We start from the raw sequence: 12,311 nt of genomic DNA on the forward strand, positions 1-12,311 counted from the left end.
CCCCTCCCCGCCCGCGTGGGGGTCGTCTCTTTTTTCGGGGGCGGGGGGGGCCTGTGGGGGGGGGGGGTTTTTCGTGGCCCGCCGGGGGGCGGGGGCCCACGGGTCTCACATCGGGTTGCGCTTGAGGAAGGTGTGGGCGGCCTCGCCGACGGCCACCGGGTTCATGCTCTGCAGCCCGTGCGTGGCGTTGGGGATGCCGCACCGCTCCGCCTGCGGCAGCCAGTCCATGAGGAAGCGCTGCGCGTCGCGGAACCCCGGCATCGCCGACTCGCTGTCGAGGCCCATCACCGCCAGCACCGGCATGTCCGGCTTCCGCGTGACCAGCCGGTCGGCCTCCGACGGCTTGAAGCCCCACTGCGAGATCGCCGGGAAGTCGACGGTGAAGGTCGTGTCGACGCACGCCTCGACGCGGTCCCACACGTCGAGCGGCCCGGTCATCTCCACCGCGGGCAGGAAGCTCGGCCCGCACACCGCCTCCATGTAGAGCTGCGCCGCGCCGAGCTTGTCGCCCGTCTCGTACAGCTTCATCGCGTTCATGTAGGCGTCGATGTTGGCCTGGATCGCGTCCGGCGCCTCACGCGGCAGGTACGGCTCCAGCAGGATCGCGCTGTGCGCCCGCTCCGGGTACGACAGCAGGAACTGGAAGGCGATCACGCCGCCGAACGAGAAGGCCATGATGTGCGCCTTCTCGATGCCCAGGTGGTCGAGCAGCTCGGCGACGTGCTGCGCGCCGCCCTCGATGCTCAGCTCGGGCTTGTCCAGCGTGCTGCCGTTGTAGCCGGCCCGGTAGTAGCTGATGAGCTGGTAGTCCTGCAGCAGCGGGGGGTAGAACCGCATGGGGGTGATGAGGCTGTCGGCGATGCTGGTGCCGTGGATGCACAGCACGGGCTCGCCCTCGCCGAGCACGGTGTACCTGAGCTCGGCGCCGGTCACCGGCGCCCGCAGGTTGTGCTCGACGTTCCATTCGCGCCCGATGTAGAGGGCGTTTCGCATCATGACTTGTGCTCCAATCCGACCAGCAGGCCGGTCTCGTCGAGGCTGGGGACGAGGTCGAAGACGAGGAACTCCAGGTAGTACCGGCCCCACAGCAGGCCCCAGAGCGGGAACCGCTCGTTGAACTCCTCGCCGCGCTCGTGCGCCAGCCGCCCCTCCAGCTCCCAGATCAACGAGTTGAACTCCTGCGCGGTGAACGGCTGCCCGGCCGCGGCGGCCGCCGCGATGACCTCGTCCTTGGACTTGTCCTTGAGCCGGTCGACCAGGTCCGGCCGCCCGGCCAGGTCGCGCAGGAACCCGATGACGTTGGCTTCGCTCATGCCAGCTCCTCGCGGGAGTAGCGGGCGACCACGTGGTCGACCAGGTAGTCGAGGTAACGCGCGCCCCACATGTGCCGCCACAGGGTGCTGCTCCCGTCGAACGGCTCCCTGTCCTTGTTGATGACGACGTCCGCCTCCAGCCGGCCGATGACCCGTTCGGCGTCGTCCTCGGTGAAGGCGAACCCGTCGTTGCGGGCGTGGAACAGGATCCGGGGAAGGTCCATGGGGGAGTAACGGGCCAGCAGACCGGGATCCGACCGGGCCGCCTCCAGGAACCTCACGAACTCCGCCTCGGCCACGGCTAGCTCTCCAGCGCGTGTCTGATGACGTCGTCGATGGCCTTCACGTCGGGCTCGGCCAGCCCGAACGTGGCCAGATGGCCGTAGACGCTGTCGATCTGGCGGAACGTCGCGCCGGGGATCCACTCGGCGTACTGCCTGAGCTCGTCCGGCGGGAACAGCGCGTCGCCGGTGAAGCCGGCGATCGTGGTCTTGGCCTTGATCCGGCCCAGGACCTCCCGCAGGGACTCGCCCTCGGCGCCCGGCCAGGCGGCGCGGGCCTTGCGGGCCTGGGTGACCACGTCGTTGGGGTCCTGCGGGAGCCAGAAGCCCTCCCAGAAGCCCTCGACGAACGCGTCCACGCTGTCGAAGCCCAGGGTGCGCCAGACGTCGGCGCCGGCGTAGTAGAACGTGCGGGGCGGGGCGGTCAGCGCCGAGCCGTGCCCGACCCGGGCCAGGCCGCCGCTGACGCTCGCCGCGTCCGTGTAGGCGCCCCCGGCGTAGTTGGGGTCCGCGGTGATGGGCTCCTCCACCACCGTCTTCAGCCAGAGCTTGGTCCACGGCGGCGGGGTGGGCGCCCCGGCGATGGGGGCGATGCTCCGCACGAGGTCGCCGAAGCGCAGCGCCCACTCGTACACCTGGATCGCGCCGATCGACCAGCCGAGCGCCAGCCGGATCTCGCGGACACCGAAGACCTCCTCCAGCAGCCGCTGCTGGGCGATGACGTCGTCGGCGATGGAGATGACCGGGAAGGGCCGCGACGGGGTGTTGCTCGGCGCGGAGGACGGCGGGAGGCCGAAGTGGCCGGGCAGCACGATGAAGTGGGTGCGGGGATCGAGCGCGCGGTTCTCGCCGATCCAGCCGTTGAGCACCTCGGCGGGGGCGCCGAGGAAGGTCGGGAACACGACCACGTTGTCCTTGGCCTGGTTGAGCTCACCGAAGGTCTGGTACGCCAGCCGGGCGCCGGGCAGCGTGTCACCTGAGGTGAGCGGGAAGTCGCCGAGCTCGAAGGTGTTCATTCCTGGCTCCAAACGTCGTTCACGCGTCGAACCGCAGAATCGTCTTGATGTTCTTGCCGGACCTGAAGTCGTCCGCCGCCGCCTGGATGTCGGCGAAGTCGTACTCCTTGATGAGCGGCTGCACGGGCAGCCGGCCGCCGCGGATCAGCCGCGCCAGCAGCGGGATGAGCCGGTCGGGGTCGCTGTCGCCCTCGCAGACGCCCAGGATCCGCCGCCCCGGCAGCAGCCGGTGCACGTCGACCGAGACCTCCACCCCGTACGGCGGAGCGCCCACGACGGCCACCGCGCCGCGCGGGGCGAGCGCCTCGATGCCGGCACGCAGCACGTCGGGGTTGCCCACCGCCTCGACCACGTAGTCGACGCCGGCGCCGCCGGTGATCTTCCGCAGCTCGTCGGCCAGGTCGAGGCCGGTCGAGTCGACGGTGTGGGTGGCGCCGATCTTGGCGGCCAGTTCGAGCTGCGCCGCCTGCCGGCCCACGGCGATGATCTGGCTGACCGGGGTGAGCGCCGCGCCCATGATGGCGGCCAGGCCCACCGCGCCGGTGCCGATCACCGCGATGGACGTGCCGGCCTCCGGGCGCAGCGTGTTCCAGACCGCGCCGGTGCCGGTCTGGACGCTGCAGGCCAGCGGGGCCAGCAGCTCGAACGGCAGGTCCGGGTCGACCTTGACGACGCTGCGCTCGTCGGCGATGGAGTGGCGGGCGAACGACGACTGGCCGAAGAACCGGCCGCCGAGCGCGACGCCGTCCCTGCTGATCGGTGAGCTGCCGTCGGGCCGCTTGCCGCCGATGAGGTTCTGCGGGATCCACGTGGTGCAGTAGGCGGGGTGGCCGATCCGGCAGGAGGCGCAGCTCCCGCACGAGGTGAAGGTGAGCACGACGTGGTCGCCCGGCTTGACCTTGGTCACGCCCGGGCCCGTCTCCTCCACGACGCCGGCCCCCTCGTGCCCGAGCACGCCCGGCAGCGGGAACGGGATGTGCCCCGCCGCCACCGTGAGGTCGGTGTGGCAGATGCCGGCGGCCTTCATCCGGACGAGGATCTCGCCCTGGCGCGGGGCGTCCAGCTCGACGTCCCGGAGGGTGAACGCCGCTCCCGGCGATTCGACGACTGCGGCTTGGGTGGTGGTCACGAGTGTCTCCGATCGTCGGGGGTGAGGGTGTACGAGCTCGTGACGTGGGTCCACTCCGCCGGCCCCCACTCCGCGCCATCCCCGACCTGAGGCGGAGCTCCGACCACGCGGACCACGTAGTAGTCGAGCAGACCGGGGGCCCGGCGGGTCCAGATCGAGCCGAGCTCGTCGTGGTGGCGCTGGCCGAAGTAGAGCCGATCCTCGTCCCGGCCGTGCGAGCGGGCCAGGCCGAGCAGGTCGTACTCCCGCGGGCACTCGTCCACCCCCGGCAGGTCCAGGATCGAGCAGCCGCCGTGGGAGACGTCCTGCCACTCGCCGGGCTGCCAGTTGCCGTCGCCCGCCTTCACCTCGTCGGCGCCGGCGACGAGCCCGGTGTCGAACAGGCGCAGGCAGACCTTGGTCCGGGAGAAATCGGCGTCGCGCGCGCCGGGTGTTTGTTCGCTGGGGCCGAGGAGCTCGAACATGCCCGTGATGATGAGCTCGAAGAGCCGGCTGTCGCAGCCGGGGTCCTTGTAGGCATTGAAATGAATGGCCCAGAAAGGACTGTGCAGCCAGAAGTCGTCCACCCCGAATATTCCCGGGAATACTTCGGCGGCGACCGGGCTGCGCCATCGGCCGGAGAGTTCGGCGACCGTGAATTCGGCGCTGGTTTCCATCACACCTCGCATGAGTCAATTCTTTTTCCGGCGGCCCGGCCGACGTCAAAGAGCCGGGTCGTACATTGGCAAGTCGGCCGGGCGGCGCGAGGTAATTCGTGAAGTCCTACGACGGGAGCAGGGCCGGCGGCACGTGCGCGCGCACCCGCTCGGCCAGTTCGGCCGTCCGGACGCCGGCCGCCGCGGCGACCGCGGACGCCGGCCCGCCGGCCTTCTCGGCGGCCCTGCAGCGCTCCACGAGCACTCTCATGCGCTCGTGCAGCAGCGCCCAGGAGGGTTCGCGCCAGGGCACGAAGTTGCTCATGGCGTAGTACATCTCGAACGCGAAGCCCGCCGTGCGGCCGGGGTGCTCCGGGCCGACGGGCATGGTGGTCATGGCGGTGGCCAGCGGCCGCAGCACCTCGGCCATCATGCTGATCGACGTGCCGACGAGCAGGCCCAGCTGCTCCTCGCTCTCGTCGGTGTGCGTGAAGAACCTGGTCAGCAGGTGCAGCACCAGCTCGTAGGCGACCGCCGCCAGCTCGGCCGTGCGGCGGGTGCCGGGGTCGGTGATGAGCGGCTGGGGCTCCACGATGTCGTAGGGCTGCTTGAGGTAGGCGGCGAGCGCCGGTCGCGCCGGGTCGAAGCCCGGATCGAGCGCCCGCAGCTCCTCGTACTCCCGCCACACCGCGAGGAAGCGCCCGTAGTGGGCCTGCTGCCAGTCGCCACGCGCGCCCTCGCCCTGTTCGATGATGAGATCGACCGCGGTGAACGCGGACTTCAGGTCCGTGACCGCGACGAGCTGGGGCCAGCGGAACAGCTCCGGCGTGGCCTGGGCGCGCGGGGACCCGACGAACACGGCGCGCTCGCCGAGCTCCGCGCAGAGCGCCCGCAGCCCCTCCTCGATCCCGCGGTACAGGTGGCCGATCGTCTCGTACTCCTGGCCCCTGGGCATGAGGTCGGCGGGGTCGAGCCGGACGCGGCTGGGCGGCACCGGCTCGAACTCCTCGGCGTCCTGCAACTGCATGCCCTCGGGGCGCTCCAGGTACAGGAAGTGGCGCAACGCCTGCTCGCCGAAGGGCAGCAGATCGAGCTGGATGCCCGACGGGAAGTATCCCGAGCGCTGCGGGAAGTTCGGGCGGGTGAAGGTCGGCGCCGCGCCGATGGCGGCCAGCAGGTTGGACACCAGCGCCAGGTGGAGCATCTCCTCGACCGCGATGGAGTGCAGGACCCCGCGCCAGCGGGCGACCGCGCCCGCCTGCTCGGCCGTCAGGCCGTCCCCCGTCCCGTTCTTGAGGCTGGCCTCGGCGAAGAGGTACTGGCTCAGGATCATGTGTTCCAGCTGTGAGGCCTCGTTGAGCAGCCACCACAGGTGCTCCCGGTTCGCTATGACGATCGGGGGCTCGGACATGCGGGGATCCTCCTCAGTTGGGGGTGAGTACGGCGCGGTAGCGCACCTGGCCTGCCTCCACCCGCTTGAGCACCTCGTTGACCTCGGCGAACGGGTAGGTCTCCACGCGCGGCCTGACCTTGCCCGCGGCCATCAGGGTGAGCACCTCGACCAGGTCGGAGCGGTTGTTGTGGGTGCTGCCCTTGATGGAGCACTGCTTGAACAGCAGCGTCATCATGTCGTCGATCTTCAGCGGGCCGGTGACGCCCATCGTGACCAGCCGCCCGCCGTAGCGCAGGCCGGACAGCACGCGGGCGACCAGGTCCGCCGAGGTGGTGGTGGCCAGGATGATGTCGGCGCCCCCGGCGTCGGCCAGCGCCTTGCCGGGGTCGTCGCCGACCACGACACCCTCCGCCGCGCCCAGCTCCTTGGCGTACTCCGCCTTGTCGGGCGAGGTGGTGAGCACGACCGTCTCCAGGCCGATGGCGGCGGCCAGCTGCACCGCCATGTGCCCGAGCCCGCCGACGCCCAGCACGCAGACGCGCTCGCCCGGCCGGGGGTCGGCGTTGCGCAGGCCGCTCATCGAGGTGAAGCCGGCGCAGAAGGCCACCGCCGCGTCGGTGTAGTCCAGGCCGTCGGGCAGCAGCGTGCACCCCGACTCCCAGGCCACCATCAGGTCGGCGTAGCCGCCGCCCATGTCCATCCAGGTCGTGGTGTGCTCACAGGCCACCGGATGCCAGCTCTGGCACTGGATACAGCGCCCCTCGCCGCGCTGCATCCACGAGACGCCGACCCGGTCGCCCACCCGCAGGGTGGTGGCGCCGGGGCCGAGCGCCACCACCTCGCCCACCGGCTCGTGCCCCGGCACGATCGGCAGCCGCACCGGCCAGTGGCCGCGGTGGACCAGTACGTCGCTGAAGCACATGCCGCACGCCTGGATGCGTACGACGACCTGCCCGGGCCCGGGCTCGGGATCGGGGAGGTCCTGGAACTCCCATGGGGAGTTGAGTTGCGTGATGACGGCTGCGCGCACGGTCTCCTCCTCGGCGAGACACGTCAGGGAGGCCCACGATAAATATCCGGCCCGCGCCGGCGGCACCCTGACTTAACGGAAACCACGGTGCTTTTGTCAGAGGCGGACCTGACGAAATCCCGGCGTTCGGCGGCCGAAACGGGCCATATTCCCGGAGCGAATGGTACGAATAAGTCACCGCCCGTTGTCCTTGGAGGTTGCCATGCCTTCTATTGCCGCCATCGCACTGGCCGGCGGCCGCGGCCTCCGCGCCCGCCCGCTCACCCTCGAAGGTTCCGGTCACATAAGGAGCAAGGCCGCCGTCCCTTTTCTCGGGCGGCCGGTCATCGAATGGCTCGTCGCGGGCCTCCGCGACCAGGGAATAACGAGTTTCCACGTGGCGGCCAACGGCCGGGAGAATCGTTATCAGGTCAAGGAGGCGCTGGGGTACGGCGAGCGGCTCGGGGTCTCGGTGCGCTATTCGCGGCCGCGTACGGACCGGTTCAACACCGGCTCCGGGCAGGCGACGCTCAGCCTGATCGAGGAGCACGGCCTGCTCGGCCACGCCCTGGTGCTGCCGACCGACTCGCTGTTCGAGTTCGACCTGGCGGCGCTGGTGCGCGACCACCTGGCGAGCGGGGCGGTGGTGACCGTCGGCCTGGTCCATCGGACGGCGGCGGAGGTGGCGGGCACGTACGGGCTGGTGCTCGCGGACGGCGCCGGCCGGATCCAGCGGTTCATCGAGAAACCGCCCCTGGAGACCATCGCGGCGGTGACCGCCGACCTGGACAGGGTGCCCATCAACGCCGGGCTCTACCTGGTGGACTGCGCCAGGCTGCGCGCTCTGGGCGGCACCGACGAGCTGGCGGCGCTGGCCGGGCGGGGGCTCGACTGGGGCGGCGACCTGCTGCCGTGGCTGGTGTCGCGCGGCCACCGGGTCATGTGCTCGCCCCTGGCCAAGGTGGGCGACCTGGGCAACCCCCGCGACTACCTGCTCACCATGGCCGAGGCGCTGGCCGGCGGCTACCCGAGCCTGCGGCTGCCGGACGGGCCCGTGATCCACCCCTCCTCGCTGGCGCGCCGCGACGAGGTCAGCGGGCTGACGCTGGCGGAGAAGCTGGCCGCCGGGCTCGTCCACGTGGGCCCCGGCGCGTGGATCGGCCGGGACGTCGAGATCGGCCCCGGCGTCGTGCTGCGCGACTCGTACGTGGGCGACGAGGCGGACCTGCACCCGTGGTGCCGCCTGGAACGGGTGGCCTGCCTGGACGGCGCGATCATCGGGCCGGGCGCGCGGCTCAGCGACGCGTACGTGGGCGTGATGGCGCGGGTGGACTCGTCGCTGGAGCGCCCGGCCGTCATCGACGGCTTCACCGCCCTCGGCCACGAGGTGCGCGTCGCCGAGGGCGCCGGTCTCAGCGGCGTCATCGCCTATCCGGGACAGACCGTGACCGGGGCCGGGCACTCCGGCGGGCGTCAGTCGCCGACGTCGTCCGGCTCCTCGACCCGGTCGTAACGGAGCCGGGTCTCGATGGCGTAGGCGTGCGGCGCGTACCCGGTGCGCAGGTCCTGGAAGACGGTCCACGCCTCCATCGGGTCCCGCTCGGCCGGCAGCCCCGCCTCGTGGGCCAGCAGCAGCGTGTCGGAGAAGTTGCGCTCCTCCCGCCCCTGCAGGCTCACCGGGATGGGCGGCAGCGTGATGCACAGCCCGTGGGTCAGCCGGTGCATGCAGCGCGTCCCCGTCGCGAGCAGGGCCTTCGTGTGCGCCGGAGCCCAGCTCGGCGCGAGCGCCTCGATGAGGGCGGCCACGTCCAGGACGATGACCGCGGCCTTGAGCCAGTCGAGGTCGCCCGCGGGGCGGCGGAACGTGAGCGCCGGATGGGCGAGGTGGGAGTGCTCCACCTCGGCCATCCACACCGTCCACTCGGCGAACATGGTGTCGAGGTGGTCGCGCGAGCCGGTCTTGAGGTAGGACGCGAGCATGGTGTCGGCGTCGCGCGGGTTGCACACGCTGCCGGCCAGCCTGGCGACCAGCCGTTCCCGCCGGGAGTAGGCGGCCAGGAAATGCCCCAGGTACGTCGTGATGGCCGCCACCATCAGCAGCCTGGACGCCCACTCGGCCTCGCGCAGCGGCGTGCCCTCCAGCAGCGCGAACCCGGCCGAGGACACGCCGAGCCAGATCGCGGCCACCGTGACGACGGCCAGCGGCCCGCACAGGTCGAGCAGCGGCTCCCGCAGGACGGGCGGGACCCGGCCGGCCATCGCGAGCATGGGACCGGCGAAGGCCCGCAGGACGCCGCGGACCAGCCGGGTCGGCCTGCCCCGGGGGGTGAACACGGTCAGCACGACGCTCAGCCACACCGCCGCCACGAGCGCGGCGCCGGCCAGCGTTCCCAACACGGCTGTCACCATGCCCGTATCCTTCCGGCTCTTGACTGGAATGCCCAAGAATTAGTTAGTGCTAGCAGTCGGAATGCCACCTTCAAAAGAGCGGAGACGAGGCTCCGGACGACCCGGAGCCCCGTCTCGACAGCGGCGGCCGCGCCTCACACGGTGGCCGCCGAGCGTAATTCGGTGGTGAGGTCCAGCAGCGTGCCCGGGCCGAGCAGGCTGCGGACCGGCACGTCCACGCCCAGCTCGCGCCGCACCCGCTCGCGGAACCTGGTCGCCAGCACGGAGTCCAGGCCCAGCAGGGTGAGCGGCACGTCCATCCCGATCTCGTGTCCGGGCACCGCGAGAACCTGGGACGCCAGGTCGGTCACCACGGCGGTCAACTCCGTCTCCGAGAGGGCCGCCAGATCCGGGCGTCCGGCCAGTGCCGGTTCTCGGGCCGGTTCTCGGGCCGGTTCTCGGGCGGGCTCGGGAGGAATGGGGGAGGTGGCCGAGCCGGGCCAGAACCGCCGCCGCTGCCAGGGGTAGCCGGGCAGCCGGACGTACTCGCCCTCGGGGTGGACGCGGTCCCAGCGGGGACGGCAGCCCAGCACGTACGCCTGGCCGAGCGCCGCGCTGAGGGCCGCGGCGTCCGGCACGTCCCGCCGCAGGCAGGGCACCACGCTCGCGGTCGCGCCCGCCGCCTCGACCTCCTCCTCCAGCGCCGTCTGCAGCACCGGATGCGGGCTCATCTCGATGAACACGGTGGGCCGGGCGTCGGCGAGCGCGGCCTGGCAGGCGTCGGCGAAGCGCACGGGCAGCCGCAGGTTCTCGAACCAGTAACCGGCGTCCAGCTCCGTGCCGTCGACGACCCGGTCCCGGGCGCTGGAATGGATGGGCACGGCGCAGGGGCCGGGCTTGACGCTCGACAGCGCCTCCAGCAGCGCCTCGCGCACCGGCTCCACCTGCGGCGCGTGCGAGGCGTAGTCCACGTCCACCTGACGGCAGAAGACGCCGTCGCGGCGCAGCGGCGCGACGATCCGCTCCAGCCTCGCGGGGTCGCCGGACAGGACCGTGGAGTGCCGGCTGTTGACCACCCCCACGCTCACCTGGCCGGAGTGCTCGCCGATCGCCTGCTGGGCCGCCTCCTCGCCGAGCGCCACGGCCCACATGGCGCCGGGCGTGCGCAGCTCGCGCAGCAGCCGGCTCCTCCTGGCGACCACGGCCGCGCCGTCGGCCACGCTCAGCGCGCCCGCGGTGACCGCCGCGGCGATCTCGCCCATGCTGTGGCCGACGAGCAGGTCGGGCTCGACGCCCCACTCGCGCCACACGGCGGCCAGCGCCACCTGCATCGCCCAGAGGGTCGGCTGCACCTCGTCCACGCGCGACAGCCGCTCCCCGCGCAGCAGCACGTCCACGGGGGACCAGCCGAGCTCGGCGGCCACCGCCCGCGCGCACTCGTTCAGGCGCAGGGCGAAGGCCGGCTCGGCGGCCAGCAGCTGCCTGCCCATGCCCGCCCACTGGCCGCCCTGGCCGGGGAAGACGAACACCACCTTCGGCCTCCGGGCCGCGCGGCGCTCGCCGGCGTGCACCGACCGCCCGTCACCCCGCCCGCTCGCGCGGAACTCCCGCAGGGACGCGGCTAGCGAGCGCGCGTCGTCGCCGACCGCGGCCAGCCGGTACTCGTGGTGCGAGCGCCGGGCGCCCGCGCTGAAGCACACGTCGTGAAGGCCGGGTCCCGCGTCCTCCACGACAGTGTCGAGCATCTCGGCGTACGCGCCCGCGAGCTCGTCGAGCGCCCTCGGGTCCCGCGCCGACAGGGGCAGGACGTAGCTGGGCCGGCCCTGGCCGAGCCGGGGACGGGACGCCTGCGGCGCCTCGGAGAGCACGAGGTGGACGTTGGTCCCCGACATGCCGAAGGAGTTGACGCCCGCCAGCCCCGGCGTCCCCCGGTCCGGCCAGTCCTGGGTGAGCAGCGCGAGCTCGACGGCCGCGGTCGGCTCCCGCAGGACGGCGTGCGGCTCCACCACGTGCAGCGTCGCGGGTATGGTCCGGTGCCGCAGCGCCAGGGCCGTCTTGAGCAGCCCCGCCATCCCCGACGTGAACTCGGTGTGGCCGATGTTGGACTTGAGCGAGCCCACCAGGCAGCGCCGCTCAGGGTCCCGGCCCTCCCGCATGACCAGGTCCAGCGCGGCCAGCTCGGTCGGATCGCCGGCGGGGGTGCCGGGCCCGTGGGCCTCGACGTAGTCGACCTCGCCGGGGGAGACTCCGGCGTCGAGATAGGCCTTGCGCAGCATCGTCTCGTGCCCCTCCAGCCCGGGGGAGACGAGCGAGCCGCCGGTGCGGCCGTCGTGGGTGGCGGCGCTGCCCAGGATCGTCGCGTACGGGTGCTCCCCGTCCGCGAGGGCCCGCGAGAGCGGCTTGAGTATCAGGGCCACCACGCCCTCGCTGCGCACGTACCCGTCCCCCGACACGTCGCCGAACTTGCACCGGCCCGAGCTGGACAGCACGCCGGCGTCCGCGAGCGCGAAGTACAGGTCCGGCACGATCTGCAGGTTCGCCCCGCCGACGATGGCCAGGTCGATCTCGCCCGACCACAGCGCCCGGCAGGCCATGTGCACCGCGAGCAGCGACGTCGCGCAGGCCGCCTCCACCCCCATGCTGGGACCGCGCAGGTCGAGCTGGGTGGAGACGCGGCCGGGGAAGATGCCGCTGACGGCCGCCCCGAGCGCGGCGTGCATGTCGTACATGCCCGAGCGGCGCAGCAGGTCCCAGTACCCCGAGGACAGCAGGCTCGTGTAGACGCCGGTGTCGCTCCCGGCCAGGCTCTCGGCCGGGATGCCCGCGTCGTCGAGCGCCTCCCAGGTGACCTCCATCAGCAACCGCTGCTGCGGGTCCATCCGCAGGGCCTCGAACGGCGTGACGCCGAAGAAGCGCGCGTCGAACCCGGTGATGTCGTCCAGGTAGCCGCCCGCGCCCCGCAGCACATCGGGCCGGCGGCGGCCGGAGGTGGTTTCGATGTCGAATCTTTCCGGAGGGATCACGCCGATCATGTCCCGGCCCCCGCTGACGATCTGCCAGAGGTCGGCCGGGCTCTGCGCACCGGGCAACCGGCAGGCGGCACCGACGATGGCGATGGGATCTCGCCCGCTGTTGTTGTGCATGGGG

Annotated in this window: 11 protein-coding genes; 1 reads left to right on the forward strand and 10 read right to left on the reverse strand. The window is 72.2% G+C overall.

What is annotated here, in order from left to right:
• Positions 1 to 105: 105 nt before the first annotated feature.
• From ACWDX9_RS22740 to ACWDX9_RS22775, 8 genes are all read right to left on the reverse strand, one after another.
• Positions 106 to 996: an alpha/beta fold hydrolase gene (locus ACWDX9_RS22740; RefSeq protein ID WP_363963412.1), complete on the reverse strand. Its 891-nt coding sequence runs from the start codon at positions 994 to 996 to the stop codon at positions 106 to 108.
• Positions 993 to 1,313 (reverse strand): Nif11 family protein, encoded by a 321-nt coding sequence (locus ACWDX9_RS22745; protein ID WP_449957074.1) that lies wholly within the window; start codon positions 1,311 to 1,313, stop codon positions 993 to 995. The genes ACWDX9_RS22740 and ACWDX9_RS22745 overlap by 4 nt, the downstream gene beginning before the upstream one ends.
• The gene (locus ACWDX9_RS22750; RefSeq protein WP_449957076.1) at positions 1,310 to 1,612 is read right to left on the reverse strand and encodes a Nif11-like leader peptide family natural product precursor; all 303 of its coding nucleotides are present in this window, start codon (positions 1,610 to 1,612) and stop codon (positions 1,310 to 1,312) included. Before ACWDX9_RS22750 ends, ACWDX9_RS22745 begins: the two co-directional genes overlap by 4 nt.
• 2 nt (positions 1,613 to 1,614) lie before the next feature.
• Positions 1,615 to 2,610, reverse strand: a complete 996-nt coding sequence (locus ACWDX9_RS22755) for an alpha/beta fold hydrolase (protein WP_449957078.1) — start codon at positions 2,608 to 2,610, stop codon at positions 1,615 to 1,617.
• A gap of 19 nt (positions 2,611 to 2,629) precedes the next feature.
• Positions 2,630 to 3,739, reverse strand: a complete 1,110-nt coding sequence (locus tag ACWDX9_RS22760) for an NAD(P)-dependent alcohol dehydrogenase (protein WP_350728880.1) — start codon at positions 3,737 to 3,739, stop codon at positions 2,630 to 2,632.
• Positions 3,736 to 4,395, reverse strand: coding sequence for a hypothetical protein (locus ACWDX9_RS22765; protein WP_355191484.1), 660 nt, complete (start codon positions 4,393 to 4,395; stop codon positions 3,736 to 3,738). Before ACWDX9_RS22765 ends, ACWDX9_RS22760 begins: the two co-directional genes overlap by 4 nt.
• A 106-nt stretch (positions 4,396 to 4,501) precedes the next feature.
• Positions 4,502 to 5,785, reverse strand: coding sequence for a ferritin-like domain-containing protein (locus tag ACWDX9_RS22770; RefSeq protein WP_449957080.1), 1,284 nt, complete (start codon positions 5,783 to 5,785; stop codon positions 4,502 to 4,504).
• Positions 5,786 to 5,798: 13 nt separating this feature from the next.
• Positions 5,799 to 6,797, reverse strand: a complete 999-nt coding sequence (locus ACWDX9_RS22775) for an alcohol dehydrogenase catalytic domain-containing protein (RefSeq protein ID WP_449957082.1) — start codon at positions 6,795 to 6,797, stop codon at positions 5,799 to 5,801.
• 202 nt (positions 6,798 to 6,999) lie between these two features.
• On the opposite strand from ACWDX9_RS22775, the gene ACWDX9_RS22780 reads away from it, so the two are divergent.
• Positions 7,000 to 8,289: a sugar phosphate nucleotidyltransferase gene (locus ACWDX9_RS22780; protein WP_449957084.1), complete on the forward strand. Its 1,290-nt coding sequence runs from the start codon at positions 7,000 to 7,002 to the stop codon at positions 8,287 to 8,289.
• Here ACWDX9_RS22780 and ACWDX9_RS22785 read toward each other — a convergent pair.
• Positions 8,250 to 9,185, reverse strand: coding sequence for a hypothetical protein (locus ACWDX9_RS22785; protein WP_355191492.1), 936 nt, complete (start codon positions 9,183 to 9,185; stop codon positions 8,250 to 8,252). The genes ACWDX9_RS22780 and ACWDX9_RS22785 overlap by 40 nt on opposite strands.
• Positions 9,186 to 9,319: 134 nt before the next feature.
• Positions 9,320 to 12,307, reverse strand: a complete 2,988-nt coding sequence (locus ACWDX9_RS22790; protein WP_449957086.1) for a type I polyketide synthase — start codon at positions 12,305 to 12,307, stop codon at positions 9,320 to 9,322.
• Positions 12,308 to 12,311 lie beyond the last annotated feature (4 nt).

It is taken from the genome of Nonomuraea sp. NPDC003201, from assembly GCF_053590415.1.